This window comes from Neorhizobium descurainiae, assembly GCF_051400715.1.
Lineage (GTDB): Bacteria > Pseudomonadota > Alphaproteobacteria > Rhizobiales > Rhizobiaceae > Neorhizobium.
This window is the reverse complement of sequence record NZ_JBLFFK010000006.1, coordinates 213,927-239,977: the sequence shown is the minus strand read 5'-3', so window position 1 is coordinate 239,977 and position 26,051 is coordinate 213,927. Positions and strand designations below refer to the sequence as shown.

Below are 26,051 nucleotides of genomic sequence, written 5' to 3'. Positions count from 1 at the left end.
GAGGAATGGGAATGGGCAACGAACAGCCGCTATGGAGCCCGTCGAAGGAAGCGCAGCAGAAGACGCCGCTGTTTCAGTTCAGCGAATGGTGCGCCGAGCGCTACGGCCGGAAGGCGGACAAGCGATTTCCGGACTACGACGCCTTCTACGCCTGGTCGATCGCCGAGCGCGGTGATTTCTGGTCGGCGGTCTGGGACTTCTGCGGCGTCAAGGGGGAGCGCGGCGTCCGTGCTCTGATCGATGGCGACGACATGCTCGCCGCCCGCTTCTTCCCCGATGCGGCCCTGAACTTCGCCGAGAACCTTTTGAGCGGAACCGGCGCGGGCGATGCACTGATCTTCCGCGGCGAGGACAAGGTGAGCTATCGCTGGTCCTGGGACAGGCTGCGCGAGGAAGTCTCCCGCCTGCAGCAGGCGTTCAGGGAGCTCGGGATCGGCAAGGGTGACCGTGTCGCCGCCATGATGCCCAACATGCCGGAAACCATCGCCTGCATGCTCGCCACCGCTTCGATCGGCGCCATCTGGTCCTCCTGCTCTCCCGATTTCGGCGAGCAGGGCGTGCTCGACCGTTTCGGCCAGATCGGCCCGAAGCTCTTCATCACCTGCGATGCCTACTGGTACAGCGGCAAGCTCCAGGACGTCTCCGCCAAGGTGAAGGCCGTTTCGGAAGTGTTGAAGGCGCCGGTCCTGGTCGTACCCTATGCGGGCGATGCGAAAGCGCTTGCCGCCTCGCTTGCCGGCGGCCGCACGCTTGCGGATTTCACGGCACCCTTTGAGGCGAAGGCGCTGAAGTTCGAGCGTCTGCCCTTTTCGCACCCGCTCTATATCCTCTTCTCCTCCGGCACCACGGGCGTGCCGAAATGCATCGTCCATTCCGCCGGCGGCACGTTGCTGCAGCACCTGAAGGAGCACCGGTTCCATTGCAGCCTTCAGCCTGGCGAGAAGCTTTTCTACTTCACCACCTGCGGCTGGATGATGTGGAACTGGCTGGTCTCGGGGCTTGCGGTCGGCGCGACGCTCTGCCTGTTCGACGGCTCGCCCTTCGCCCCGGACGGCAATGTCCTGTTCGACTATGCGCAGGACGAGAAATTCGCGGTCTTCGGCACCTCGGCGAAATATATCGATGCGGTGCGCAAAGGCGGCATCGTGCCGAAGCAGAGCCACGACCTTTCGGCGCTGCGGCTGATCACCTCCACCGGCTCGCCGCTCTCTCCCGAGGGCTTCTCCTTCGTCTATGAAGGCGTCAAGAGCGACGTGCATCTCGCCTCGATCTCCGGCGGCACGGATATCGTCTCCTGCTTCGTGCTCGGCAATCCGCTGAAACCCGTCTGGCGCGGCGAGATCCAGGGGCCCGGCCTGGGCTTGGCCGTCGATGTCTGGGACGATGACGGCAGGCCGATACGCGGCGAAAAGGGGGAGCTCGTTTGCACCAAGGCTTTCCCGTCCATGCCGGTCATGTTCTGGAACGATCCCGAGGGCCGGAAATATCGCGCCGCCTATTTCGAGCGCTTCGACAACATCTGGTGCCATGGCGACTTCGCCGAATGGACCGAGCATGACGGCATCGTCATCCACGGACGTTCGGACGCGACGCTCAATCCGGGCGGCGTGCGCATCGGCACCGCCGAGATTTACAATCAGGTGGAGCAGATGGAGGAAGTCGCCGAGGCGATCTGCATCGGCCAGGACTGGGACGACGACGTGCGCGTCATTCTCTTCGTGCGCCTTGCCAGCGGCTTGATGCTCGACGACGATCTCGTCAAGGCGATCAAGACGCGCATCCGCATCGGCGCCTCGCCGCGTCACGTGCCGGCCAAGGTGATCCAAGTGGCCGATATCCCGCGCACCAAGTCCGGCAAGATCGTCGAGCTTGCGGTGCGCGATGTCGTGCATGGCCGGCCGGTCAAGAACAAGGAGGCGCTCGCCAACCCGGAAGCGCTCGACCTCTTCGCCGGGCTTGCGGAGCTGAGGAGTTAGTTCCGGCTTCCAGCCTGTGTCGCGACGATACGTTTTCGGCGCAGATTCCAGAAATTGGGCGCCGTTAACTTCGCATTAAGCCGCATTGGTCAAAAGTGGAGCAACATGGTTCCGTCTCGTGTATGGAAGCGCGTAGCCGCGAGCTTTCATAGACATGACGTCTCCACCGACCCTCGTTGGACAGCATTAAACTTCAAAGGCAGCTTCGGCTGCCTTTCTTTTGATCTGGTCTAAAACCAGTGGTTGACGAAGAAAATCTACCGCAATCTGTCCAGCGACCGCGAAACCAGCATGACCGGGGCGAGGCCCGCCAGGATGATGATGATCGCTGCGACGGACGAATCCTCGATCTTCGCGCGCGAGGCATCCTCGTAGACGAGTGTCGCCAACGTGTTGAAGTTGAACGGCCGAAGCAGGATCGTCGCCGACAGTTCCTTCATCGTTTCGATGAAGACGAAGAGTGCCGCGACCAGCAGGGCGGGGCGCATGTTGGGCAACAGAACAGACCGCAGCGTCTGGCGGCGGTTGCGGCCGAGCGCGCGGGCGGCCATGTCGAGATGCGGCGAAAGCTTCTGAAAGCCAGCATCGAGATTGCCCTCCGCCATCGTCATGAACCGCACCGTGCAGGCATAGACGATTGCAAAGCCGGTGCCGGAAAGCAGCAGGCCCGTCGAAATCCCGAGATTGGCGCGCAGAAAACCATCGAGTGCATTGTCGAAGCCGGCGAGCGGGATCAGCACGCCGATTGCCAGCACCGTGCCCGGCACGCCGTAACCGAGCGAGGCGATGCGGACTGCGAATGTCGCAAGCGCCGAATGCTCGCTGCGGGCGGCATAGGAGAGGATGAACCCGAGCGAGACCGCGCAAAGCGCCGCCGCGGCCGAGACGGCGATGCTGCTCCAGAGTGCATCGAGAAGCCGCGGATCGGCAAAGTTCTCGATACGCGCCAAGGCGAAGCGGCCCAGAACCAGGAATGGGATGAGGAACCCGACCGCCACCGGCAGCACGCAGAAGACGGCCGCAAGCCAGCCCCTTGCCCCGGAAAGCCCCGGCCGAGCGCTGGCGTTGACCATCGCCGTCGTCCTGTTGCCGGCAAAACGCTGTTGCCGGCGGGCGGCGCGCTCGACGAGGATCAGGATGGCGACGACGAGCAGCATGACGGCCGCGATCTGTGCCGCACCTGAAAGGCTGCCGCGGTTGAGCCAGGTGTCGTAGATCGAGAAGGTCAGCGTGTTGACGCCCAGGAATTCCACCGCGCCGATATCGTTCAGCACCTCCATCATGACCAGCGTCAGGCCGATCGTGATCGCCGGCCGCGCCATGGGTATCTGGATCCTGAGGAACACCCGAAGCGGTCCGGCGCCGAGCGTGCGGGCGACATCCGCCGCGGCGCGTCCCTGCATCATGAACATCGAACGGCAGGCAAGATAGACATAGGGGTAAAGCACGGAGGAGAGCACGAGCACCGCGCCGCCGAGCGAGCGGATATCCGGAAATGAATAGTCGCGCGCCGTCCTGTAGCCGAAGACCTGCCGGTACCAGGTCTGCACCGGCCCGGTGAAATCGAGAAACTCCCCGAAAGCGTAGGCGGCCAGATACGAGGGGATCGCAAGCGGCAGTACCAGCGCGGCCGAGAGCAGCCGGCGGCCCGGGAATTCGAAGCTCGCCACCAGCCATGCGGTGACGATGCCGAAGAGGGCGGTCACCAGACCGGTGAAGAAAAGCAGCGAAATTGTCCTGCCCGTGGCGCGTGGCACGACATTGGCGATGATATGACGCCAGGTGTCGTCCCCGCCGGAAGCCGCAATCCAGAAGATCGCCAGGATCGGCAGGGCGACCACGGCCGCGATGCCGGCCGCCAGCCAGGAAAGCGACCGGCGCGGCTGACGCGCTCTCGGCGCCGGCATATCGGATGTCGAAACCTGCAAATCCACTCCTCTTTATGGGAGGAGTGCTAACCGCCGCGAAGTCAGTTCGCAAGCACCCGCGGCGAGGGGAAGGTGATTTCCACCAGCGTGCCTTCGTTCGGCGCCGAGGTGATCGCGAAGGAGGCGCGGTTCGCGTCCACCATCGCCTTGGTGAGCGGCAGGCCGAGGCCGGTCCCGTCGCCGCGCTTGCGGGCGCTGCCTGCCACCTGCCGGAACGGTTTCATGGCGAGCTCGAGTTCCGAACGGGTCATGCCGATGCCCGTGTCGCGGACGCGGAGCACCACATTGCCGTTCGTCTCGTAAGCCGTCGAGACGACGATCTGTCCGCCGGACGGCGTGAAGCGGATGGCGTTCGACAGGATGTTCAGCACGATCTGCTTGATGGAGCGGAGATCGGCGACGACCGGCGGCACGGCATGCGAAAGCGCGGTGCGGATAATCACCCGCTGGCTGTTCGCCTGCGGCTGCACCAGTGACACGGCCTCCGACACGGTCTCGTTCAAACCGACGGCGATGAAATCGAGCTCCATCTCGCCCGCCTCGATCTTGGAAATGTCGAGCAGGTCGTTGACGATGTCGAGCACGTGCCGGCCGGAGCGGCCGATGTCATTGGCATATTCCACGTAGCGCGGATGGCCGATCTGTCCGAAGCGTTCGGTCGCCATCATGTCCGCGAAGCCGATGATCGCGTTGAGCGGCGTGCGAATCTCATGGCTCACATGCGCCAGGAACTCGCTCTTGTGGGCATTCGCCGTTTCGGCGGCGCGCTTGGCGGTGCGCAACTCCTCCTCGGTCCGCTTCCACTGGGTGATGTCGCGGATGACGGCGCAATAGCCGTTCGAGGAGGTGAGCTTGCCGATCGTCATGAAGAGCGGCAGGAAGCCGCCGGATGCCTCGCGGCCGATCACTTCGCGGCCGTCGTTCAGCACGCTCGCGACGCCGTGGCCGGAAAGCCCGCTGAGATAATCGAGGATCGCCCGCTGGCTCTCGTGGGCGAAGAGCATGACGAAGGGTTGTCCGTTGATCTCCTCGTTGTCGTAGTTGAAGAGCGCGCTCGCTGCACGGTTCATGGAACGGATGTCGCCTTCCGCCCCGATGATCACGACGCCGTCGGTCGCCGTTTCCAGTATGGCGCGCAGTTCCTCCACCTCGACCTGCAGCCGGGCGAGCTGATCGGCCGGGCGCAGGGCGCGGAGCGGGATGACCTCCGCCGCCCCGCCGCCTTCGGACGATGCCGGGGTTTCGGGTGCAATCGGCATCAAGGCCAGCATCAGCGCGGTCGAATCGTCCCAGCGGACCGATTGCAGGCGCGCCGTCACCGGCACGACGGCGTCGTCGGCGCGCACCACGACCATGCCGCCTGCTTCCGTCGTCTTGCCTTCGAGGTCCTGGCGCTGCAGGAGCGCATCGAGCCCGCCCAGTTTCGCGAGTTCTTCGATGGACGAATAGCCGGTGAGCCGCAGGAATTCCGGGTTGCCGTGGATGAGAGCGTCACCATTGTGGACAAGCAGCGCGATCGGCATCTGGTCGATGATCTCGGTGGAAAGGCCGATCCGTTCGCGCACGGGGATCATCTGGCTCAGGAGCTCGCGATCGGAAAGTCCCGGGGAAGGGCCGGCAGGTTCTTCCGCAGATGCTACGGTATCGCTAGCCGGCTCGACCGGAGCATCGTCGGAAAGCTCCTCCGCCTCTTGTCCGGAAGCTTCGGGAACGTCGCCTTCCGTTTCGGACGTCGGCTCGGAGTCGGTCGCTTCCGCTGCCGGCGCGCTTTCCGCGAGGGCCTCGTCAGTCTCCCCGGATGCCGAGGGCTCCACTTGATCGCCTGGCAATGCTTGCGGACCCTGGCCGGGATCGATCGAGACCTGGTCCAGCGGTTCGGCCTGTTCGGTAACGGACGTTTCGGGCTCGGACGGGTTCTCCGGCGTTGCTTCCTCTTCGCGGCGGCCGACGAAGGTGTCGAGCTGCCGGGCGATCTCGCGGAAGGCGGCCTGTTCTCCCGGCGTCAGGCCGTCGCGCCGGCCGGACCTGCGTTCCTCGAGCTGGATCACCTTGTCGGAATGGCGGCGGCCGGGATTGCCGACGATCTTGAGCGCCGGCCGCTCGCCCTCCGGCCAATCGAGCAGCGAAGGCATCTGTCCGTTTGATACAGGGACCCCTGTCCCTTCCGGCGAGGGCTCTTCCGGGGGCATGTCTTCGGACGTGGCCGCGCCGGAAGCGGCGTCCTCGGCGGCAGCCGGCCGACCGGCCTCGTCGGCGGCCTGCCGGTCTTCGGCAATGGCGGGCTCTTCCTGCTGCTCGGCCGAACTTTCTTCCGACGCCTGCTCCAGCACGTCATCGGGTTCTGATGCGGTCTCCGCTTCCGGCGCGGCGACATCCTCCGGCACGGATCGGGACAGCGTAAGGCCGGCGGCATTCGGGTCTTCCGTCGCATCGCCGATGCGCACGATGCCGAAGCCGCGGAAGCCGTCGAATTCGCGGGTTCGCGTATAGGTGGGCAATGCGGCAAGATCGACCGGCACCATGAGCGAGGTGCCTTCGACGGGCCACCAGATGGTCTTGCCGGACCACGTGTCGCGCTTGTTGAGCAGTTCGGTGATCTTTCCGTCGGGATCGAGATGGAAGAGGGCGGCAAGATCGGTGAAGGCCATGCCGTTGATATCGGCGGCATGCGGGCCGACCGCATCGGCAAATTCGCTCGAAACCTCGCTGAACCGTCCCTCCGCATCGATCTTCCAGACGAAGCGGATGGCGCGCCCGTCGGGGCGGAAGGTAAAGCCCGCAGGCTCCGGCGCGGCATCTTCCGGTGCGGGTGCCAAGGCTTCGGTAGTCTCGGTTCCCGTGTCGTCCCCAGTTTTGCCTTCCTGCGGTTCGGCAGCAAGAGCCTCGGCGTCGGGAATAGCCTCTTCGACAGGTTCTGCCGGCTCTTCAGCGGCAGGCGCAAGCTGGAGGGCTTCGAAGGCTTCGCCGGTTTCGAGCGAGACTTCCTCCTCCGGCTCTTCCGTGTCCTCGATTTCGGAGACGGCGGTGATCACATCGGCATAATCGTCGGGTACGGCCTCGACCGCGAAATCCTGGTTTTCCTGGCCGAAGGCGGGCGCGACGGGTTCCTCTTGGATTACTGCTCCGGCCTGATCGGCATCCGATGCCTTATCTCGAGGCTCAAAACTCTGTTCCGCGGCATTGCGCCCTTGTGCGGTCTCGACCGTGAACAGGAGATGCAGGGCGGGATCGTCGGAAAGCTTGCCGATCGCGGCCGGCAGATAACCCTTGACGGTGGGGATCGGCCGCTTGGCGAGGCGGCTCGGATCGCTGCCGGCCATGGTCGCCAGCATCTTCGCCGTCTGCGAGGTGATGCCCAGATCGGCGAACTCTGCAGAGGCGGCGAGCACGTCACCATCGCCGTCGATCACCGCCATATGCGTATCGGGATCGTCGAACCCTTCGATCATGCGCGCAGCGCAGGCGGTCGGCGATAGCCGGCCTTTTTCCACCGGCGCGCTGAACAGGACGGCCGCTTCCCCCTGGACCTTGATGAGCTCGCAGACCGCCTGCACCGGAATGCGCTGGAAGCCCGAAGCGACACGGATGGTGAAATGCCGGACGTCGCCGTTGGCGCCGAGCTGGCGGGCCGCCGCTTCCGTCTGGCGGAAGGCGATGTCGACGCGGTTCGGTCCCTGATCGAGGAAGTCGTAGATGGAATCGAAGCCGAAGAGATCGGCGCCGCGGCCGTTGGCCCAGAGCGGGCTCCTCATGTCCGGCGAAAACAGCACGATCGCTTCGCCAGCCGCGAAACGGTCGCGTACGCGCTCGTGCACGGCGATGTCGATGAACGGGTACTGGACTGCGGACATGGACGAAACCTACAAGGCCTTTGTAACCGTATTTCTGCGGTTTAACGGATTGTTAATACCCTTCGCGCGCCCTCGGGTCGAGACCGGCGGCACCCCAAACCTGCGATAGGGTTAATTCCGAGACTTGCTTATTGTGCAGCGCACAATGATATTGCAATGCACAATAGGATGGATTATATAACAGGCATGAGGTCTTCGGTACTGCCGAAGAAAACGCCAACGAGGACTTGAACGATGGCATACAAGACCGACGATATCTTTTCCTTTTCCGCTTTCGATCCGGCCAAGCTGACCGAAAGCTTTCGTGAATTCGCCGAAAAGGGCGCCACCCAGTCTCGCGACGCCTATGCTAAGATGAAAGTCGCTGCAGAGGAAGCCACAAAGACGGTGGAAACCACGATGCAGTCGGCCCAGGCCGGTTCCGTCGAGCTCGGATTGAAGGCAATCGACGCCCTGCGCACCAATGCCGACATGTCGCTTTCCCACATGGAAGCGCTGCTCGGCGTGAAGTCCGTTTCCGAACTCCTGGAATTGCAGACCGCCTTCATCCGCAAGCAGACCGAAGTGACCGTCGAGCAGGCCAAGTCCATGCAGGATGCCGCCCGCAAGCTCGCCGAAGAGCTCACGAAGCCGGGCAAGGAAGCTGCCGAAAAGGCCATGGCGACCTTCAAGGCCGCCTGATTCCCGCAGCCTTGTTTTTAGGAGACGGCTGGAGTGCGCTCCGGCCTCTTCTATTTGCGGGAAGGGGCTTGCAAAAAATGTCCGATCGCCGTATGTGACCCGAAATACCGCTTAGGCGGATCCCGTGCGGTTGTAGCTCAGTTGGTTAGAGCGCAGGTTTGTGGCACCTGAGGTCAGTGGTTCGACCCCACTCAACCGTACCATTTTCCACAACATTATACCTCGATCTTGACGCTTTCGCAGGCCTTGCCATCTTTCGACCTGAAATCGAACACATTTTTGTGCACTGCACTATGCGATCTTGTCAGGATCGTTAACATGCCTATCTTTGGCGCAGCGGGTGCCTAAATTTTTGGACTCCTGCGTCTTTTGGGCAACCGCCCCCTTCACCTGTCCGGTTCTCCGGCAGGCCTTTCCAGAAGGAGAGTCATGAGCATGACCATTTCTATCAATAATTTCGCATCCGCGAACGGAACCAAGCTTTCTCCGCAGAATATCGCCGCTGCCGTCGCCGAAGCGCGCCGTGCCGTGGGCTATAGTATCGAGGAGCTTGCTATTACGACTGGCCTCGTCAATGACGAGATCGTTCGCATCGAAAACGGTACGGATGCCGATCCGGCCAAGCTGAAGCGCATCGCGGCAGCCTTGCAGGTCCCGGTTTCGACATTTCTTCCTTCCTGATTTCTCAGGTTTCCGGCCGCTTCGGCGGCCGGTCCCTTCCCCAGCGCCGTTAAGGCTGACAATCCCTTAAATTTCAATGTCCCGCTGCAGGCTCGGTCACGAAGCTCGAGGCTCCGCGCCTCAGGACGAGCTGAAAGGCCAGGTGAAAATCCCGCCTTCCTCGGCCACCAGTTCTTTCAGGAACTCGACAACGGCTCTGAGCCGCATCAGGTCGCGCGTCGTCTCGTGATAGGTGGTCCAGTAGGACCGGCGGATGACGATCTCCGGCAGCACGCGGACGAGTTCCGGATATTGACGAGCCACATAATCGTGCAGGATGCCGATGCCCGCGCCGGAGCGCACCGCCTCGGTCTGGCCGATCGCGCTCGATATCTCGAAGCTCGCATCCCAGTTGCGCATCACTTCGCCGGTGAAGTTGAGGGAAGGGGAGAAGATCAGGTCTTCGACATAGCCGATCCGCGGATGTCCTCTCAGCGCTTCCACCGTCTGTGGGGCTCCGGCCCGGTCGAGATAGGCTTCCGAGGTATAGAGCCCGAGCGTATAGTCGGTGAGCTTGGATGAGACGAGCCGGCCTTGTTCCGGCCGCTCGATGGTGATGGCGACATCGGCCTCGCGCTGGGAAAGCGAGAAGGATCGCGGCACCGGCACGAGCTGAAGCTTCAGTTCCGGATGCCGGCGTGTCAGCCGGCCGAGCCGCGAGGCAAGGAAGGAGACGCCGAACCCGTCCGGCGCGCCGATCCGGACCGTGCCGGCGATCGCCGTGTCGATCCGGCCGGTGCTTGCCTGCGCGGCCAGCATTTCCGTTTCCATCCGCTCGGCGGCACGGAAGAAGACCTCGCCCTCGGCGGTCAGCTCGCAGCCGTTCGTGCGGCGGACGAGGAGGCGCGTGCGCAGATCCTCCTCCAGCGCCGTGATCCGGCGCCCGAGAGTGGCGTGATTGATGCCGAGCCGCCGCGAGGCAGCCAAGATCTGGCCGCTTCGGGCAACGGCGAGGAACATGCGCACATCGTCCCAGTTCATGGGAAACTCCAATGTCGAATTCTGCACAACGGATGCGTAAACTATGGCGTTGCCCTGTGCAATTCTGAGAGTATCCTCGGCTATCCAGAAAAGAGCGCCGCAAAGGCAGGAGGAGCATACCCATGCGTGAGATCGGGCATTTCATCGGCGGCAAGCGCGTCGCCGGCACAAGCGGCCGTACGTCGGACGTCTTCAACCCCGCAACCGGCGAAGTGCAGGCGAAGCTTTCGCTGGCGGGCGTCTCGGAAATCCGCGCCGCAGTGGAAAACGCCAAGGAAGCCCAGCCGAAATGGGCGGCCACCAACCCGCAGCGCCGCGCCCGCGTGTTCATGAAGTTCGTCGACCTGCTCAACCAGAACATGGACGAACTCGCCACGCTTCTCTCCAGCGAGCACGGCAAGACGGTCGAGGATTCCAAGGGCGATATCGTCCGCGGCCTGGAAGTGTGCGAATTCGTGATCGGCATCCCGCATCTGTCGAAGGGAGAGTTCACCGAAGGCGCGGGTCCCGCGATCGACATGTATTCGCTTCGCCAGCCGGTCGGCATCGGCGCCGGCATCACGCCGTTCAACTTCCCGGCCATGATCCCGATGTGGATGTTCGCCCCGGCGATCGCCTGCGGCAATGCCTTCATCCTGAAGCCGTCCGAACGCGATCCGTCCGTGCCGCTTCGCCTTGCCGAACTGATGATCGAAGCCGGCCTGCCCGCCGGCATCCTCAACGTCGTCAACGGCGACAAGGCGGCCGTGGATGCGATCCTGACCGATCCGGATATCGGAGCCGTATCCTTCGTCGGTTCGACGCCGATCGCCCGTTACGTCTATGGAACGGCAGCGATGAACGGCAAGCGCGCCCAGTGCTTCGGCGGCGCCAAGAACCACATGATCATCATGCCGGATGCCGATCTGGATCAGGCCGTCAACGCCCTGATGGGCGCCGGTTACGGTTCTGCCGGCGAGCGCTGCATGGCGGTGTCGGTTGCCGTCCCGGTCGGCGAGGAGACCGCCAACCTCTTGGTCGAAAAGCTGACGCCGAAGATCGAGGCGCTGCGCATCGGTCCCTATACGGACGAGAAGGCCGATATGGGCCCGGTCGTCACCAAGGAGGCGCATGCCCGCATCGAGGGCCTGATCGGCCGGGGCGTCGAGGAAGGCGCCAAGCTCGTGGTCGATGGCCGCGGCTTCAGGCTGCAGGGCTACGAGAACGGCTATTTCGTCGGCGGCACGCTGTTCGACCACGTCACGCCGGAGATGGATATCTACAAGCAGGAAATCTTCGGTCCGGTCCTTTCGGTCGTTCGCGCCCATAACTACGAGGAGGCGCTCTCTCTGCCGATGAAGCACGAATACGGCAACGGCGTCGCGATCTTCACCCGCGACGGCGATGCCGCCCGTGACTTCGCAAGCCGCGTCAATATCGGCATGATCGGCATCAACGTGCCGATCCCGGTACCGCTCGCCTACCACTCCTTCGGCGGCTGGAAGGCTTCCAGCTTCGGCGATCTCAACCAGCACGGCACGGATTCGATCAAGTTCTGGACCAAGACCAAGACGATCACCGCCCGCTGGCCGTCCGGCATCAAGGACGGCGCCGAGTTCGTGATGCCGGTGATGAAATAAACAGCACCATGGCGGAAGGGGCCTCTCTATAGGCCCTTTTCTTTTACTCATTGTCAATTTTTGTGGGTTGCCACAATTGAAAGATGAGTCCTTCGCGCTAGAATTTCCCTGGGCTCTGATCAAGCCGACCATGGCATTTCGGATAGGGGAATTCATTTATGGCAATGTTGGACACGGCGCCTCCGGCACCGGTGGCGGGAAAGTTTGAGCGCGCGTCATTCACCGGCAGCGCGGCGGAATATTTCGGGATCTGGATCGTCAACGTACTTCTGACGATCATCACGCTCGGCATTTATTCGGCCTGGGCGAAAGTTCGGCGCAATCGCTATTTCTACGGCAACACCGTCATTCTCGGCCGTTCCTTCGAATACCATGCCAAGGGCATGCAGATATTCCTCGGGCGGCTGATCGTCATCGGCTGCCTTGTCGCCATCAACATCCTGTCGCTGATCCACCCGTTGTTCTCGGCGCTCACGACGGTTCTCATCCTCGTGGGTCTGCCCTTTCTTTTGAAGCGGGGCATACGCTTCAGCGCCCGGGTGACGAGCTATCGCAACGTGCGCTTCGATTTCGTCGGCTCCGCATGGGGCGCCTTCGTCGCGGTCATGATCGGCAGCTTCGTCGCCGTCATTTCATTGGGCATTCTGGCGCCGCTCGCCAGCCGTTGGCTGTGGCGGTACATCTTCAACAACATGCGTTATGGTGACCGGGAGTTCGTGACCGAAGCCCGGTTGAAGTCGCTTTACGGTGTCTGGTGGCTTCCCGCTCTGATGGTCGTGCTGGGCGCGGCATTGATGGGCATCGTCGCTGCGGGGATTGCCGCCTCGGTAAATGACGTGGAAGGTTCCTCCATGGCATTCAGCCCGATCCATTTCCTCTTCGTCCTGGTCTTCGTCGTTTATGGCGCCGCCGCCCTGATCTACCGCATCGGCGTGCGCAACGTCGTCTGGTCTGCCGCCAAGCTCGACGGCCGTCATCAGCTGTTCAGCGACGTCCCGCGCTGGACCTATGTCTGGATCGCCGTCACGAACGTCATCGTGACGATCATCACGCTCGGCCTGATGCGGCCCTGGGCGGCGGTGCGCATGGCGCGCTTCATCACCGGGCATACCGGCATCACTGTCATCGGCGACCTCGGCGAGGTCCTGTCGTCGATCGAGGCCACCGGCGCGGCGATCAGCGCGGAATATATGGACATGGAAGGGTTCGATTTTGGCTTCTGATGATGGGGTGATTGCGAGAGGCGAATGGCATCCAGCCAATTCCAGCCGCTCCGTTCCCGCCGAGTTGAAGCAGGACGGCCAGAGGATCCTCGCTGCGGAGGCGGCCTTCGTGCTTGCCTCCGCGGTGCCCGAAAGGATCGAATTCAGCCCGCGCGTCGGCTCGATCCCCCGCCGCGTGACGTTCCCCGACGGCTCGGTCTTCGAAACGCGCGAAAACGATGCCGTCGACGCCTACCTTCGGGCGCGGCACGGCGCCCGAAGCGGTTTCATTCACAGCCTCGAGCGTTTTCATCCCCGGCTGATCGTCTTCGCGCTTGCCGTCATTTTGCTGGCGGCGTCCATCTATCGGTTCGCCCTGCCTGTGCTGGTCGAGGTCGCCGTGCTGGTCACGCCACCCTTCGTGCCGCAGATGATCGGTTCGGGCGCACTCGCTTCGCTGGACCGCACGGTCCTCAACCCCTCCCAGCTGCCGGAGGCGCAGCGTAACGAGATTTCCAAGAACTTCTCCAGGCTCGCTGCCTTTTCGGAAGGAGGGGAGGCCGCCTATACCCTCAGCTTCAGGGATGGCGGTGTGATCGGGCCGAATGCCTTTGCCCTTCCCGACGGCACCCTCATTCTCACGGACGACCTGGTGAAGCTTGCCGGCGGCGACGAGGAAATGGTTCTCGCCGTCCTCGGCCACGAGATCGGCCATGTCGAAGGCGAGCACAGCCTGCGCCAGCTCTATCGCGCAGCCGGTGTCGCGGCGCTGGTCATGCTGATCGCCGGTGATGTCGGCTCCGGCGTCGAAGACATTCTCACCCAGGGCGGCGCATTGCTGGCATTGTCCTATTCCCGCTCGGCGGAAGCGGAGGCCGACCGGCGTTCCGTAGAGTTGATGCTGGCGGCAGGTTACGATCCTGCAGCGCTCGCACGCTTTTTTGCCGTGCTGGAGGAAAAGCTGGGGGACCATGGCGATACGAGCATTTTTGCGAGTCATCCCGGTACGCCGCAGCGGCAGCAAGTTATCCGCGCATATGCGGATGAGCTGAAAAATCGACCCAGCGCAAGGTAGATATATCTAATGTAAGGGATATTGACGTCTCTCAAGACTGAACTAATTTAGCCGACGCAGTAGGAGTGGGGAGTTCAGTCCATGGTATACGAGTGGGATGAAAAACGCGCTCGCCGTGCGCATTTGACCAAGATCGGTCTTAGCCTGGTTGCCGCGCTGGTGATCATAGCGGTTCCGGCATGGGTCGCGATAACGCTGGACGTTATCTGAGCCGGTCATCTTTCGATATCCGGAAACGCATCAAGGCCGGTTTTGGCCCGGCCCTGATCCTTTTACGTTTGTTTTTTGCTCGGCTCTGCGGCGCTGGCTCAGCTCTCCGGGCCTTCGTTGAAGCCGACCTTGTCGACCAGTTCCGATGCCTTCTTGCGGTTGGCGGCGATATCGGCGAGCGACAGCGTGTCCGGCTTGATCGTGCCGAAGCTCTTCACGACGGCGGAAGGTTCGGCACCCGGCATGACGGGATATTCGAAGACCTGCTCGGCATAGATCTGCTGTGCTTCGCCGGATGCCAAGAATTCCATCAGCTTCACCGCATTCTCCTTGTTCGGCGAATTCTTGGCAAGCGCCATGCCGGAAATGTTGACATGCGTGCCGCGGTCGGCGGAGTTCGGGAAGATCACCTTGATGGCCTCGGCCCACTTCTTCTGGTCCGGTTCCTTCTGGTTGGTCTGCATCAGGCCGACATAATAGGTGTTGCCGATGCCGATATCGCAGGCGCCGGCGAAGATCGCCTTGGCCTGGTCGCGGTCGCCGCCGCTCGGCTTTTGGGCGAGGTTGTTCTTGACGCCCTTCAACCAGGTTTCGGTATAGGCTTCGCCATGGACGGCGATCATCGAGGCGATCAGCCCGATATTGTAGGAATGCTGGCCGTCGCGGATGCAGATCTTGCCCTTCCACTTCGGATCGGCAAGCTCCTCGTAGGTGATCGCCGTCTCGGTGACACGGTCCTTGGAGGCGTAGACGACGCGGCCGCGGGTCGTCAGCCCGAACCATTCGCCGGCGGGATCGCGCAGGTTGGCCGGAATGTCCTTGTTGATCGTCGCGTTGTCGGTGACGGCTTGCGTCACGCCGCCTTCCTTGGCTTCCATGAGGCGGGTGATGTCGACCGTCATGATCACGTCGGCCGGGGAATTGGCGCCTTCCGCCTGAATGCGTTCGACAAGACCCTTGTCAAGGAAGAGAACATTGGTCTTGATGCCGGTCTGCTGCGTGAAGGTGTCGAGCAGCGGCTTGATCAATTCCGGTTGACGGTAGGAGTAGATGTTGACCTCGCCGTCGGCGGATGCCGCGGTGGTGGTCGCCAGTATCGATGCACCTATAAGTGCAGAAAGCTGGAGCTTGCGCCGGATGAGCATTGAAAATCCTCCTAAGGTTGTTTTTCTTGACGAGAAGGTTCATGATTTTCCTCCTGCGTCAATGGAGGAGGGTTTCTAAAGGGGAGAAAACAGATCACATTTTTCTTATTTTGGAATTGTTCAAAACTAGCGAAGGCCCTATATAGGGTTGATACGACTCTCGGGAGATCAGCATGCGCTTGACCAAACAGACGAACTACGCAGTACGGATGCTGATGTATTGTGCTGCCAACGAAGGCCATCTGAGCCGCATTCCCGAGATCGCACGGGCCTACGGCGTTTCCGAGCTCTTCCTCTTCAAGATCCTCCAGCCGCTCAACAAGGCTGGCCTGGTGGAGACGGTCCGCGGCCGGAACGGCGGCGTGAGGCTCGGCCGCAGTGCCGACCGCATCACGCTTTTCGATGTGGTGAGGGTCACGGAAGACAGTTTCGCCATGGCGGAATGTTTCGAAGAGGGGGTCGTGGAATGCCCGCTCGTCGATAGCTGCGGCCTCAATGCGGCGCTCCGCAAGGCGCTCAACGCCTTCTTCGACGTCCTTGCGGAATATACGATCGACGACCTCGTCAAGGCGCGTCCGCAGATCAATTTCCTGCTCGGTCTCGACAATCTGCACATGCCGAAGATCGCGGCCCCCGCCGCCTGAGCTTTTGCCGATCTTTTTGGATGGGAGCGCCGGTCGAAAGCCGGCGCTTTTGTTTTGCCATTGGCATCGCGCGAGGTTGACCTTCCTCGCATTTGCAATAGAAGGGACCAGGCATTCGGCCTTCCGGCCATCCTTTCCTGTGGCGCCTCGCGCCGCGTCCCAAACCTAACCGTCCACAGGCTCCAGGGGATGTTTCTTTCGGAATTGCGCGGCTTTGCGCTGACTGCGCTGATCGGCACCGCCGGCGCATTGATCGCGATCGCCGTCGCTTTTCCCGCGCCCTACCTCATTGGCCCGGCCGTCGCCGTCACCCTGGCGGGCCTTGCCGGCGTGCAACTGTCGATCCCAAACATGGTGCGCAACGTCTGCTTCGTCATCATCGGCGTGTCGATGGGAACCACCGTGACGCCTGAGGTGATCGTCGCCGCACGCACCTGGCCGCTCAGTTTCGTCATGGTGCTGGTCGCGGTCGTCATCCTGCTTTACGCCAGTTGCTGGGTGCTGCAGAAGTTCTTCCGCTATGATCGGGTCACCGCCCTTCTTGCCTCCTCGCCCGGCCACTTGGGCTATGTCCTGAGCCTTGCGGCGGAAACCCGTTGCGACTTGCGCACCGTCAGCGTGGCCCAGAGCGTCCGCGTTCTCGCGCTGACCATCACCGTTCCGCTGATCGTCGATATGCTCGGCCTGGTGGGGGCGGATCCGGTCGTTCTGCCCGAGGCGATGAGCACGCCGATCCTCATCGCGACGCTCGTGGTCTCTGGCCTGTTCGGCATGCTTTTCCTGCGCTGGAGGTTTCCGGCGGCTCTCCTCCTCGGCGGCGTCGTGGTGTCGATCGGCACGCACGTGACCGGTTTCGTCGGCGGCGGGATGCCGAATTGGCTGCTCACGCCGACCTATGTCATCCTCGGCGCTGTCATCGGAACGCGTTTCTGCGGCGTTTCGGTCGGTGAATTGCGCACGGCCTTCGTGGCGGGCGGCGTGGTGACGATCGTCGTCACCGTGCTTGCTGCGGCGATCGCCGGCGGCGTGTCCTATCTGACAGGAGTGCCGCTCGATGCGGCATTGATCGCGTTCGCCCCCGGCGGGCTCGAAACCATGTCGGCCATGGCGGTGATGCTGCACGCGGACCCGACCTATGTGGGCGCCCATCACGTGCTGCGGTTGATGTTCCTCTCGGTGCTGATGCCGCTGGTGCTTGGCAAGGATGCCCGGCAGCGGTGAGATTGTGGACATTTCCAAGCCTCGGGGCTTGTGATGCATCGGCAAGGACGGATATCCGTGACTGATCCGGGAATACGAGAAGGGTGTGATTGATCCTCATGAATCTGAAAAAACCGGCAGCCATCGTGGTCATGGGCGTCAGCGGATCGGGCAAGACCTCGATCGGCGAACGGCTGGCCGAGCGGCTCGGCTGCGCTTTCGTGGAGGGCGACCGGCTGCATCCGGCGGCGAACGTCGCCAAGATGGCGGAAGGCATTCCGCTCACCGACGACGACCGCTGGCCCTGGCTTGACCTCGTTGGACGTGAACTCGCCGGGGCGAGGGGACGGGGTGAGAGCGTGGTGGTCTCGTGCTCCGCGCTCAGGAAGTCCTATCGCGACCGGTTGCGGCAGGCGAGCGGCGGCATTCTCTATTTCGTCTTCCTCACGGGCGATCCCAAGGTGCTCGAGGAACGGATGGGCGCCCGCACCGGCCATTTCATGCCCGCATCGCTGCTTCGGAGCCAGCTTGCGACGTTGGAAAGCCCGGAGGGCGAGGCGGACGTTGTGACCGTCGACATCGATGCAAGCCTGGATCACATCGTCGGCGAAGCTTTCGACGGGCTCGCGAAGATGTGGCGGGCTTGATAGCGTGATTCCTGCTCCTATTTCCCTCCGCATTGTGTCTTGCGCATAGACGGGGAAGTATTTTCAGAAAAATTAACAGGTTGGGTGATCCGAAACTCTTCCTGCGCCGTATAAAGAAACACGTTTTGTGTCTGTGCAATTCGCCGGCCTTTCGGAATTCCGTGGCCTGCGAAATACAGCGATTGGCAGGTGTTTGAGGAGACGGTTTGCGGATGTCAGATTCGACGCGAGGACCGGGGCAAGGTTCCCTTCGGCGGGTGCCGAAACAGGAAAGGAGCCGCGAGCGTATCGATGAGATCCTAAAAGTATCGATGGAACTGATCGGCCGGAAGGGTATCGATGCCGTGACCATGAAGGAGATAGCGGCTCTTTCCGGCGGGCCGATCGCATCGGTCTACCAGTATTTTCCGAACAAATCCGCCATCATCGCAATGCTCTACGAACGTTATGTCGAAGAGGTGCGTTCGTTCGTCCAGGAAGAGATCGAGAAGATCGCGACCACCGAAGACGCCTTGCGGGCGACGGAAGCGCTTTTCGATCTATATTACCATAAAATGCGCCATGAGCCTTCGACCCAGGATCTTCTGAACGCCATTCAGGCGGACAAGGCGCTGGCCGATCTGGACATCGCGGAAACGCGCTTTCAGGCGGATGTGTTCTACAACGCCACGGAGCAATTCGTCGGAGAGCCCCTGCGCGAGAGTTATTCGCGCACGCTGCTCGTCATGTTCCACATGGCCGGGGCGACGCTCCGCTTGGCTCTTGTGGTGCCGGAGGAGGAGGCTGCTGAGATCGTGGAGCAGTTCAAGTCCATCATCCGCGCCCAGGCCACCTATTATTTCACCGGCAGCTTCCCCGCTTCGCTTTGAAACGCCAAAACAACATTCGCTTGAGCGGTGTTAGGCGTTGAAACGCTCCGGCCGATAGGCGGAGATGTCGATCAGCGTCTTCTCGCCCGTGATGGCTTCGGCGATCACCCGGCCGGTCACCGGTCCGAGCGTCAGGCCGTGATGGGCATGGCCGAAGGCGAACCAGAGGCCCTCATGCCGCGGCGCCTTGCCGATCACCGGCATCATGTCCGGCGTGCAGGGCCGGGCCCCCATCCACGGTTCCTTGTCGAGCCTTTCGCCGAGCGGGAATATGGTGCGGGCGACCGCCTCGGCCCGTTCGACCTGAACCGGCGTCTTCGGCGCGTCGCGGCGGGCGAATTCCGCCCCGGTCGTCAGGCGGATGCCCTGGTTCATCGGCGCGAGGAAATAGCCCCGCTCCGCATCCATGGTCCAGCCGCTGAGCTTGGCATTGCCCTTCGATGAATAGTGCATGTGGTAGCCGCGCTTGACGCCGACCAGGAAATTGTAGCCGAGCGGCTTGGTGACCGTGTCCGACCAGGGGCCGAGCGCCACGACGGCGTCTTTGGCCTCCACCGTGCCGTCGCCGGCGACGATCCGCCACCCGGTCCTGGTTTGCGACAGGCTCTTCGCGTCACCCTTCAGAACGCGGCCGCCGAGCTTTTCGAAGAGCGCCACATAGGCGCGCGTCAGCGCCAGCGGGTCCTTGACCGACCAAGGATCTTCCCATTTCAGGCCGCCGACGAAATCGCTGGAAAGATTGGGCTCCTGTGCCGCAATGTCGGAGGGCGACAGTTCCTTGAAGGCGACGCCGTATTCCTTGTTCAGCCGCTCGGCTTCGCTGATCTCGCCATCGTGCTTGGCGCGGGTGCGGAAAACCTCCATCCAGCCGTTCTTGACGATCAGGTCCTGCGCGCCCGCTTCCTCGATCAGCTCGTTATGGGTGGAGATGGAATGCTCGATCAGCGGCGCATAGGCGCGCGCGATGAGCTGATGGCGGGTGAGGTTGGAATGCCACCAGTATTTCGCCAGGAAGGAAGTGACCGAGGGGATCGCCCGCCAGTGATAATGCGCGTCGATGCGGTTGTTCAGCGCATAGCGCAGGATCAGGCCGAACTGCTGCGGAAAACCGTAGGGAACGACGCCCTCGCGCTGGATGAGCCCGGCATTGCCGTAGGACGTCTCCATCCCCGGTTCCTTCCGGTCGACGAGGACCACCGATTTGCCGCGCCGCGCCAGTTGCAATGCCGTTGAAACGCCGATGATGCCGGCTCCCAGCACGATCGCATCCGCTGCCATGATCTGAATTCCACTCTCATTCTTTTATGGTTCGAGGATTTAAACCCTCATCCGACCATGCCGTTCCGGATGCTGCGGTGCAAATGAAAAATCGATAATGCCTATATGGATTCCCTATTTCTTCGGCGCCTCCGCCCAATCGAAAGCCTATGGGGCCGTCGCTACCTTTTTGACAGGCATCGGCTTCGGTGCCGGCCCCGCGACATCCCCGCCGCGCGGGCCAATTCCAAAAAGGAGTGACTTCAATGCTTGGCCGTTTGGGGAGTTTCTATCTGGCGCAGTACCTCGCGCAACATGAGGCGCGCCGCCGTGAAGAACCCGTATCCGACCGCAGCCCCGTCGATCAGAACCTCGGCATCTTCCTGAGGCTTCTCGGCGTGATGGGCATCGGCTTCTGCGCCGCCGGCGCGATTGCCATGATGGCGGCTTGAGGAGGGATGCGCCATGAATAGAGCGATGTTGAAAAGCGAACCTCCCACGCGCGGCGTGCGTTTCATGGTCGGCCGCGATGCCGGCGGACGCTGGATCGTCTCCGATCGCGAAGGCCGTGTCGGCGGGCTCTTCACCGACCGGGCTGCCGCGGTGCATTTCGCCATGTTCGAGAGCGACCACCTGCCGGGCGCAGTCTGCTGCGTTCCCGACCACGTGACGCTGAGCCTCGACTCCGCTTTCGAGAGCCGGATCGCGCGGCCGAGGCTGAAGGTCGCCGGGAGGGCGTGAGGAGATGCGCTATGTCTCGCATTTTCGATCACATGCGCGGACATGTCTATCCGCGCTCGCGCATCGCCGGCAGCTCTGAAAGCCTGCATGCCTCGAACGTCATTCTCGGGATGCTGAGCGTCATGCTGGCGGTACTCGCCGTTGCCCATGCCATAACGCTGGCATCGACGGCATTCTGAAACCGCGGTCGCCGGAAAGCCGAAATTCCTATAGGATTTTTATTTCTTTCCGCCGCGGCCGCTCTCGAACCTATATGCGCTCCCGCCGCATATTGATGCGCGAGATGCCGCAAAAGGCCGTCTCCAAAGCCAGAAAGCATGAAAGGTGCCGTCTCTCGGGATGGCGCCCTTTGTCTTGTCTCGCTCCATGAACAATCCAGGAGTCCGGATCGATGATGGATATCATTTTACTCGGCACGGCAGTCGTCTTCTTCGCCCTCTGCTTTGCCTATGCCCGAGCCTGCGACAGGCTTTGAAAGGAGAGCGCCCATGATCGTCGACTATGCCTTGAGCGGTGCCGTGACCGTTTTTCTCACCGTCTATCTTACCTACGCTCTCATCCGCCCCGAGCGCTTCTGAAGAGAAGCTGCCGGGTATTGAAAGTTTTCCCCCATGACCCTCAACGGATGGCTACAGATCCTCGTCTTCTGCGGGATCCTCATCGTGCTCGTCAAACCGCTCGGCGGTTACATGACGCGTGTCTTTTCGGGCGAGCGCACATTTCTGTCACCGGTCCTCGTTCCGATCGAGCGGGGGCTTTACACCGTTGCCGGCACCAGCGAGCGGGAGGAGCAGCATTGGACCTCCTATGCCTTCTCGCTCCTGATGTTCAACCTGCTCGGCGTCCTCGTGCTCTATGCGCTGATGCGCCTGCAGGGCATTCTGCCTTATAACCCGGCAGGCATGGGCGCAGTCCCTTCCGAGCTCGCCTTCAACACCGCCACCAGCTTCGTCACCAACACCAACTGGCAGAACTACGGCGGCGAAAGCACCATGTCGTATCTGACGCAGATGGCCGGTCTCACCGTGCAGAACTTCGTTTCTGCCGCGACCGGCATGTCGATTGCGGTTGCCCTGATCCGCGCCTTTTCGCGCGCCTCCGGCAAGGCGATAGGCAATTTCTGGATCGATATGATCCGCTCCACCCTCTATATCCTGCTGCCGATCTGCATCGTGCTGACGCTGGCCTACGTCTGGCTCGGCGTGCCGCAGACGCTGGGCCCCTATGTCAACGCCACGACGCTGGAGGGCGCGCAGCAGACGATCGCCGTCGGCCCGGCCGCCTCGCAGCTCGCCATCAAGATGCTCGGCACGAACGGCGGCGGTTTCTTCAACGCCAACTCCGCCCATCCCTTCGAAAACCCGGATGCCATCTCGAACATGATCCAGATGCTGTCGATCTTCGCGATCGGCGCCGCCTTCACCAACGTCTTCGGGCGCATGGTCGGCAACCAGCGCCAGGGCTGGGCGATCCTCGCCTCGATGGGCATCCTGTTCGTCGTCGGCGTCGCCGTCGTCTACTGGGCGGAAGCCGCCGGCAACCCGCTGATGCATCAGCTTGGTCTTTCAGGCGGCAACATGGAAGGCAAGGAAGTCCGCTTCGGCGTCGTCCTGTCATCGCTCTTCGCCGTGATCACCACGGCCGCCTCCTGCGGCGCGGTCAATGCCATGCACGGTTCCTTCACGGCGCTCGGCGGCCTGATCCCGCTCATCAACATGCAGCTCGGCGAAGTCATCGTCGGCGGCGTCGGCGCTGGTTTCTACGGCATCGTTCTCTTCATCATCGTCGCCGTCTTCGTGGCAGGCCTGATGGTCGGCCGCACGCCGGAATATCTCGGCAAGAAGATCGAGGCGAAGGAGATGAAGATGGCCGTTCTCGCGATCCTCTGCTTGCCGCTCGCCATGCTGGTCTTCACCGCCGTCGCGACGGTACTGCCTTCCGCCGTTGCCTCGATCGGCACGGGCGGTCCGCACGGCTTTTCCGAAATCCTTTATGCCTACACGTCGGCTGCGGCCAACAACGGCTCGGCTTTCGGCGGCCTCACCGGCAACACGCCCTGGTACAACATCACGCTTGGTCTCGGCATGCTGATGGGCCGTTTCCTGGTCATCATCCCGGCCCTTGCGATCGCAGGTTCGCTGGTGGCCAAGAAGACGGTTCCCGCTTCGGCAGGCACGTTCCCGACCGATGGCGGCCTCTTCGTGGGCCTCCTCGTCGGCACGATCCTGATCGTCGGCGGCCTCACCTTCTTCCCGGCGCTGGCCCTCGGTCCGGTCGTCGAGCACCTGGTGATGATCGCAGGCCAGACGTTCTGAGGAAGAGGAGCAATGCCATGAGCATTCGCCAAGCCCTCCGCAGACAATCCATCCTCGCCTCGAAGACTCGGGGCCAGGAGCTCCCACGGTGGTGGTGCGGGTCCAACGCAATTCTCGTGATGATGGCGGGTGTGCTCGCCATCGTCTTCGCAGCCAAAATCCTTTTAGGCTGACCGGGCGCTCCGGTCGCCTCTTTTCAACGCTGGAGTCTCTTATGAGCCAGTCAAAATCCGCGAGTATCATGGATAGTCGCATCCTTATTCCGGCCGTGGGCGCTGCTTTCACGAAGCTCAACCCGCGGACCCTTGCCCGCAACCCGGTCATGTTCGTCGTGGCCACGGTCTCGGTGCTGACCACCATCCTCTTCCTTCGCGACCTGGTGATGGGTGGCGGCGATCTCGGCTTCTCCTTCCAGATCAACCTCTGGCTCTGGTTCACGGTGCTCTTCGCCAACTTCGCCGAAGCGGTCGCCGAAGGCCGCGGCAAGGCGCAGGCGGACTCGCTGCGCAAGACGCGCACCGAAACCCAGGCCAAGCTGCTGACCGGCGCCGAACGCACCATGTACAAGATGGTGCCCGGCACGAGCCTCAAGGTGAACGACGTGGTCATCGTCGAGGCCGGCGACATCATCCCGTCGGACGGCGAGGTGATCGAGGGCGTGGCCTCCGTCAACGAAGCGGCGATCACCGGCGAAAGCGCTCCTGTCATCCGCGAATCCGGCGGCGACCGCTCGGCTGTGACAGGCGGCACGCAGGTTCTGTCCGACTGGATCCGCGTCCGCATTACGGCGGCCGCCGGCTCCACCTTCCTCGACCGGATGATCTCGCTTGTCGAAGGTGCGGAACGCCAGAAGACGCCGAACGAGATCGCACTCAACATCCTGCTTGCCGGCATGACGCTGATCTTCGTGCTCGCCACCGCGACGATCCCGAGCTTTGCGGCCTACGCCGGCGGCTCGATCCCGATCATCGTGCTTGTAGCGCTTTTCGTCACCCTGATCCCGACCACGATCGGCGCCCTGCTTTCGGCGATCGGCATCGCCGGCATGGACCGCCTGGTGCGCTTCAACGTGCTCGCCATGTCCGGCCGCGCCGTCGAGGCTGCCGGCGACGTCGATACGCTGCTGCTCGACAAGACCGGCACGATCACGCTCGGCAACCGCCAGGCAACGGCCTTCCGCCCGGTCCGCGGCGTCGGCGAACAGGATCTCGCCGATGCGGCCCAGCTCGCCTCGCTTGCCGACGAAACGCCGGAAGGCCGGTCGATCGTCGTTCTCGCCAAGGAGAAATATGCGATCCGCGCGCGCGACATGCAGAGCCTGCACGCGACCTTCGTGCCTTTCACGGCCCAGACCCGCATGAGCGGCGTCGATCTCGAGGGCTCGTCGATCCGCAAGGGCGCTGTCGATGCCGTGCTCGCCTATGCAGGCGCCGGGCCGGTTCCGGTCTCCGGCAGCGCCGCGATCGCTGTCCGCTCCGATTCCGAAACCGTGCGTGAGTTGCAGGCGATCGCTGAGGAAATCGCCAAGTCCGGCGGCACGCCGCTCGCCGTCGCCCGCGATGGCAAGCTGCTCGGGGTCATCCAGCTCAAGGATATCGTCAAGGGCGGCATCCGCGAGCGTTTCGCGGAGCTGCGCCGCATGGGCATCCGCACCGTCATGATCACCGGCGACAACCCGATGACAGCGGCTGCGATCGCCGCCGAAGCCGGCGTGGACGATTTCCTCGCCCAGGCGACGCCGGAAAACAAGCTTTCGCTCATCCGCGAGGAGCAGGCCAAGGGCAAGCTCGTCGCCATGTGCGGCGACGGCACCAACGATGCCCCGGCGCTTGCCCAGGCCGATGTCGGCGTCGCCATGAACACCGGCACGGTCGCCGCTCGCGAGGCCGGCAACATGGTCGACCTCGATTCGGACCCGACGAAGCTCATCGAGATCGTCGAGATCGGCAAGCAGCTCCTGATGACCCGCGGCGCGCTGACGACGTTTTCGATCGCCAACGACATCGCCAAGTATTTTGCCATCATCCCGGCGATGTTCCTGGCCTTCTATCCGCAGCTTGGCGTGCTGAACGTCATGGGCCTTGCGACCCCGCAGAGCGCCATCCTTTCGGCGATCATCTTCAACGCGCTGATCATCATCGCGCTGATCCCGCTGTCGCTGAAGGGCGTCAAATACCGGGCCATCGGTGCCGGCGCGCTGCTCTCGCGCAACCTCGTCATCTACGGTGTCGGCGGCATCATCGTTCCCTTCATCGGCATCAAGGCGATCGACATGGTCATCACGGCCATCGGTCTCGCCTAAGGAGTGTTCGAAATGTTGAAACAACTTCGTCCGGCAATCGTCATGATCGTTGCCACCACTGCCATTACCGGCCTTGCCTATCCGCTCGCCATGACCGGCATCGCCCAGGCCGTCTTTCCGGCCCAGGCGAATGGCAGCCTCGTGGAAAAGGACGGCCGGGTGATCGGCTCGACGCTGATCGGCCAGGCCTTCACCGGCGACCGGTATTTCCGCGGCCGTCCTTCGGCTGCGGGTGACGGTTACAACGCGGCTTCGTCCTCTGGTTCCAACCTGGGTCCTACCAGCCAGAAGCTGATCGACCGGGTGAAGGCCGATTACGAGGCCGCCAAGGCTGCCAATCCGAACGCCGAGGTTCCGATCGACCTCGTCACCGCCTCGGGCAGCGGCCTCGATCCGCATATCTCGCCGGAAGCGGCCTATTTCCAGGTGCCGCGCGTGGCCACGGCCAGACAGATGGACGAGGCTGCCGTCCGCGCACTGGTGGACAGGGCGGTCGAAGGCCGGGAATTGGGTTTCCTGGGCGAGCCGGTGGTCAATGTGCTGGCGTTGAACATGGCTCTGGATGCGCCTATGACACGGTAATGTTGCGGGTGCAGCCCCCTCATCCGCCCTTCGGGCACCTTCTCCCCGAGGGGAGAAGGGGAGTTGCCGCAGCGTCTCCGAGCCTCCTCTCCCCTCGGGGAGAGGG

At 62.7% G+C, this 26,051-nt stretch carries 23 protein-coding genes and 1 tRNA gene; 19 read left to right on the top strand and 5 right to left on the bottom strand.

Annotated elements, in window-relative coordinates; all coding sequences use genetic code 11:
* The first annotated feature begins 11 nt into the window (after window positions 1–11).
* Window positions 12–1,976, top strand: coding sequence for an acetoacetate--CoA ligase (locus tag ACMGE0_RS13765; RefSeq protein ID WP_436816416.1), 1,965 nt, complete (start codon window positions 12–14; stop codon window positions 1,974–1,976).
* Window positions 1,977–2,233: 257 nt separating this feature from the next.
* On the opposite strand, the gene ACMGE0_RS13760 is transcribed toward ACMGE0_RS13765, so the two are convergent.
* Together ACMGE0_RS13760 and ACMGE0_RS13755 are read right to left on the bottom strand one after the other, a co-directional pair.
* Window positions 2,234–3,883, bottom strand: a complete 1,650-nt coding sequence (locus ACMGE0_RS13760; RefSeq protein WP_436816475.1) for an ABC transporter permease — start codon at window positions 3,881–3,883, stop codon at window positions 2,234–2,236.
* Between the two features lie 62 nt (window positions 3,884–3,945).
* On the bottom strand, window positions 3,946–7,755 hold the full coding sequence (locus ACMGE0_RS13755) for an ATP-binding protein (protein WP_436816415.1): 3,810 nt from the start codon (window positions 7,753–7,755) through the stop codon (window positions 3,946–3,948).
* Between the two features lie 234 nt (window positions 7,756–7,989).
* Here ACMGE0_RS13755 and ACMGE0_RS13750 point away from each other — a divergent pair, with 234 nt between their 5' ends.
* The 3 genes from ACMGE0_RS13750 (at window position 7,990) to ACMGE0_RS13740 (ending at window position 9,117) form a co-directional block, all read left to right on the top strand.
* A complete protein-coding gene (locus tag ACMGE0_RS13750) occupies window positions 7,990–8,436 on the top strand; it encodes a phasin (RefSeq protein ID WP_436816414.1) in 447 nt (148 codons plus the stop codon).
* Window positions 8,437–8,562: 126 nt separating this feature from the next.
* Window positions 8,563–8,639: transfer RNA gene (locus ACMGE0_RS13745), tRNA-His, on the top strand.
* 232 nt (window positions 8,640–8,871) lie between these two features.
* Complete coding sequence (locus tag ACMGE0_RS13740; protein WP_436816413.1) at window positions 8,872–9,117, top strand: helix-turn-helix domain-containing protein; 246 nt, start codon at window positions 8,872–8,874, stop codon at window positions 9,115–9,117.
* A 120-nt stretch (window positions 9,118–9,237) separates the two neighbouring features.
* Here the strand turns inward: ACMGE0_RS13740 and ACMGE0_RS13735 are convergent, their stop codons facing one another.
* On the bottom strand, window positions 9,238–10,137 hold the full coding sequence (locus tag ACMGE0_RS13735) for a LysR family transcriptional regulator (protein ID WP_436816412.1): 900 nt from the start codon (window positions 10,135–10,137) through the stop codon (window positions 9,238–9,240).
* A gap of 122 nt (window positions 10,138–10,259) precedes the next feature.
* On the opposite strand from ACMGE0_RS13735, the gene ACMGE0_RS13730 reads away from it, so the two are divergent.
* The 4 genes from ACMGE0_RS13730 (at window position 10,260) to ACMGE0_RS13715 (ending at window position 14,243) form a co-directional block, all read left to right on the top strand.
* Window positions 10,260–11,756, top strand: coding sequence for a CoA-acylating methylmalonate-semialdehyde dehydrogenase (locus tag ACMGE0_RS13730; protein ID WP_436816411.1), 1,497 nt, complete (start codon window positions 10,260–10,262; stop codon window positions 11,754–11,756).
* 158 nt (window positions 11,757–11,914) lie between these two features.
* Window positions 11,915–12,979 carry a YjgN family protein gene (locus tag ACMGE0_RS13725; RefSeq protein WP_436816410.1) on the top strand — a complete coding sequence of 355 codons (1,065 nt, stop codon included), beginning with the start codon at window positions 11,915–11,917 and terminating at the stop codon, window positions 12,977–12,979.
* The gene (locus ACMGE0_RS13720; RefSeq protein WP_436816409.1) at window positions 12,969–14,033 is read left to right on the top strand and encodes a M48 family metallopeptidase; all 1,065 of its coding nucleotides are present in this window, start codon (window positions 12,969–12,971) and stop codon (window positions 14,031–14,033) included. The genes ACMGE0_RS13725 and ACMGE0_RS13720 overlap by 11 nt, the downstream gene beginning before the upstream one ends.
* Before the next feature lie 81 nt (window positions 14,034–14,114).
* A complete protein-coding gene (locus tag ACMGE0_RS13715; RefSeq protein ID WP_436816408.1) occupies window positions 14,115–14,243 on the top strand; it encodes a hypothetical protein in 129 nt (42 codons plus the stop codon).
* A gap of 98 nt (window positions 14,244–14,341) precedes the next feature.
* On the opposite strand, the gene ACMGE0_RS13710 is transcribed toward ACMGE0_RS13715, so the two are convergent.
* The gene (locus ACMGE0_RS13710; RefSeq protein WP_436816407.1) at window positions 14,342–15,388 is read right to left on the bottom strand and encodes a Fe(3+) ABC transporter substrate-binding protein; all 1,047 of its coding nucleotides are present in this window, start codon (window positions 15,386–15,388) and stop codon (window positions 14,342–14,344) included.
* Between the two features lie 173 nt (window positions 15,389–15,561).
* Here ACMGE0_RS13710 and rirA point away from each other — a divergent pair, with 173 nt between their 5' ends.
* From rirA to ACMGE0_RS13690, 4 genes are all read left to right on the top strand, one after another.
* Window positions 15,562–16,032, top strand: coding sequence for an iron-responsive transcriptional regulator RirA (rirA, locus tag ACMGE0_RS13705; protein ID WP_436816406.1), 471 nt, complete (start codon window positions 15,562–15,564; stop codon window positions 16,030–16,032).
* Between the two features lie 189 nt (window positions 16,033–16,221).
* Complete coding sequence (locus ACMGE0_RS13700) at window positions 16,222–17,253, top strand: AbrB family transcriptional regulator (protein WP_436816405.1); 1,032 nt, start codon at window positions 16,222–16,224, stop codon at window positions 17,251–17,253.
* A gap of 98 nt (window positions 17,254–17,351) precedes the next feature.
* Window positions 17,352–17,879 (top strand): gluconokinase, encoded by a 528-nt coding sequence (locus ACMGE0_RS13695; protein WP_436816474.1) that lies wholly within the window; start codon window positions 17,352–17,354, stop codon window positions 17,877–17,879.
* Window positions 17,880–18,091: 212 nt separating this feature from the next.
* Complete coding sequence (locus ACMGE0_RS13690) at window positions 18,092–18,748, top strand: TetR/AcrR family transcriptional regulator (protein ID WP_436816404.1); 657 nt, start codon at window positions 18,092–18,094, stop codon at window positions 18,746–18,748.
* A 30-nt stretch (window positions 18,749–18,778) separates the two neighbouring features.
* Here the strand turns inward: ACMGE0_RS13690 and ACMGE0_RS13685 are convergent, their stop codons facing one another.
* Window positions 18,779–20,026, bottom strand: coding sequence for an NAD(P)/FAD-dependent oxidoreductase (locus tag ACMGE0_RS13685; RefSeq protein WP_436816403.1), 1,248 nt, complete (start codon window positions 20,024–20,026; stop codon window positions 18,779–18,781).
* Between the two features lie 245 nt (window positions 20,027–20,271).
* On the opposite strand from ACMGE0_RS13685, the gene ACMGE0_RS13680 reads away from it, so the two are divergent.
* The 7 genes from ACMGE0_RS13680 to kdpC all read left to right on the top strand — a co-directional run bounded on the left by ACMGE0_RS13680 (window position 20,272) and on the right by kdpC (window position 25,945).
* Window positions 20,272–20,457 carry a hypothetical protein gene (locus ACMGE0_RS13680; RefSeq protein WP_436816402.1) on the top strand — a complete coding sequence of 62 codons (186 nt, stop codon included), beginning with the start codon at window positions 20,272–20,274 and terminating at the stop codon, window positions 20,455–20,457.
* A 13-nt stretch (window positions 20,458–20,470) separates the two neighbouring features.
* Window positions 20,471–20,746, top strand: a complete 276-nt coding sequence (locus ACMGE0_RS13675; protein WP_436816401.1) for a hypothetical protein — start codon at window positions 20,471–20,473, stop codon at window positions 20,744–20,746.
* An 11-nt stretch (window positions 20,747–20,757) separates the two neighbouring features.
* A complete protein-coding gene (locus ACMGE0_RS13670) occupies window positions 20,758–20,925 on the top strand; it encodes a hypothetical protein (RefSeq protein ID WP_436816400.1) in 168 nt (55 codons plus the stop codon).
* A gap of 309 nt (window positions 20,926–21,234) precedes the next feature.
* Window positions 21,235–21,324 (top strand): K(+)-transporting ATPase subunit F, encoded by a 90-nt coding sequence (locus tag ACMGE0_RS13665; RefSeq protein WP_436816399.1) that lies wholly within the window; start codon window positions 21,235–21,237, stop codon window positions 21,322–21,324.
* Between the two features lie 33 nt (window positions 21,325–21,357).
* Entirely contained in the window at window positions 21,358–23,061 is a 1,704-nt protein-coding gene (gene kdpA / locus ACMGE0_RS13660) for a potassium-transporting ATPase subunit KdpA (RefSeq protein ID WP_436816398.1), read from the top strand.
* A 214-nt stretch (window positions 23,062–23,275) separates the two neighbouring features.
* Window positions 23,276–25,363 carry a potassium-transporting ATPase subunit KdpB gene (gene kdpB, locus ACMGE0_RS13655; protein ID WP_436816397.1) on the top strand — a complete coding sequence of 696 codons (2,088 nt, stop codon included), beginning with the start codon at window positions 23,276–23,278 and terminating at the stop codon, window positions 25,361–25,363.
* Window positions 25,364–25,375: 12 nt separating this feature from the next.
* A complete protein-coding gene (kdpC, locus tag ACMGE0_RS13650) occupies window positions 25,376–25,945 on the top strand; it encodes a potassium-transporting ATPase subunit KdpC (RefSeq protein WP_436816396.1) in 570 nt (189 codons plus the stop codon).
* Window positions 25,946–26,051 lie beyond the last annotated feature (106 nt).

Bases quoted from the DNA above. Each gene is read 5' to 3' on its own strand.
- ACMGE0_RS13765 (WP_436816416.1), top strand. From the start codon at position 12: ATGGGCAACGAACAGCCGCTATGGAGCCCGTCGAAGGAAGCGCAGCAG.
- ACMGE0_RS13760 (WP_436816475.1), bottom strand. From the start codon at position 3,883: ATGCCGGCGCCGAGAGCGCGTCAGCCGCGCCGGTCGCTTTCCTGGCTG.
- ACMGE0_RS13755 (WP_436816415.1), bottom strand. From the start codon at position 7,755: ATGTCCGCAGTCCAGTACCCGTTCATCGACATCGCCGTGCACGAGCGC.
- ACMGE0_RS13750 (WP_436816414.1), top strand. From the start codon at position 7,990: ATGGCATACAAGACCGACGATATCTTTTCCTTTTCCGCTTTCGATCCG.
- ACMGE0_RS13740 (WP_436816413.1), top strand. From the start codon at position 8,872: ATGACCATTTCTATCAATAATTTCGCATCCGCGAACGGAACCAAGCTT.
- ACMGE0_RS13735 (WP_436816412.1), bottom strand. From the start codon at position 10,137: ATGAACTGGGACGATGTGCGCATGTTCCTCGCCGTTGCCCGAAGCGGC.
- ACMGE0_RS13730 (WP_436816411.1), top strand. From the start codon at position 10,260: ATGCGTGAGATCGGGCATTTCATCGGCGGCAAGCGCGTCGCCGGCACA.
- ACMGE0_RS13725 (WP_436816410.1), top strand. From the start codon at position 11,915: ATGGCAATGTTGGACACGGCGCCTCCGGCACCGGTGGCGGGAAAGTTT.
- ACMGE0_RS13715 (WP_436816408.1), top strand. From the start codon at position 14,115: ATGGTATACGAGTGGGATGAAAAACGCGCTCGCCGTGCGCATTTGACC.
- ACMGE0_RS13710 (WP_436816407.1), bottom strand. From the start codon at position 15,388: ATGCTCATCCGGCGCAAGCTCCAGCTTTCTGCACTTATAGGTGCATCG.
- rirA (WP_436816406.1), top strand. From the start codon at position 15,562: ATGCGCTTGACCAAACAGACGAACTACGCAGTACGGATGCTGATGTAT.
- ACMGE0_RS13700 (WP_436816405.1), top strand. From the start codon at position 16,222: ATGTTTCTTTCGGAATTGCGCGGCTTTGCGCTGACTGCGCTGATCGGC.
- ACMGE0_RS13695 (WP_436816474.1), top strand. From the start codon at position 17,352: ATGAATCTGAAAAAACCGGCAGCCATCGTGGTCATGGGCGTCAGCGGA.
- ACMGE0_RS13690 (WP_436816404.1), top strand. From the start codon at position 18,092: ATGTCAGATTCGACGCGAGGACCGGGGCAAGGTTCCCTTCGGCGGGTG.
- ACMGE0_RS13685 (WP_436816403.1), bottom strand. From the start codon at position 20,026: ATGGCAGCGGATGCGATCGTGCTGGGAGCCGGCATCATCGGCGTTTCA.
- ACMGE0_RS13680 (WP_436816402.1), top strand. From the start codon at position 20,272: ATGCTTGGCCGTTTGGGGAGTTTCTATCTGGCGCAGTACCTCGCGCAA.
- ACMGE0_RS13675 (WP_436816401.1), top strand. From the start codon at position 20,471: ATGAATAGAGCGATGTTGAAAAGCGAACCTCCCACGCGCGGCGTGCGT.
- ACMGE0_RS13670 (WP_436816400.1), top strand. From the start codon at position 20,758: ATGTCTCGCATTTTCGATCACATGCGCGGACATGTCTATCCGCGCTCG.
- ACMGE0_RS13665 (WP_436816399.1), top strand. From the start codon at position 21,235: ATGATCGTCGACTATGCCTTGAGCGGTGCCGTGACCGTTTTTCTCACC.
- kdpA (WP_436816398.1), top strand. From the start codon at position 21,358: ATGACCCTCAACGGATGGCTACAGATCCTCGTCTTCTGCGGGATCCTC.
- kdpB (WP_436816397.1), top strand. From the start codon at position 23,276: ATGAGCCAGTCAAAATCCGCGAGTATCATGGATAGTCGCATCCTTATT.
- kdpC (WP_436816396.1), top strand. From the start codon at position 25,376: ATGTTGAAACAACTTCGTCCGGCAATCGTCATGATCGTTGCCACCACT.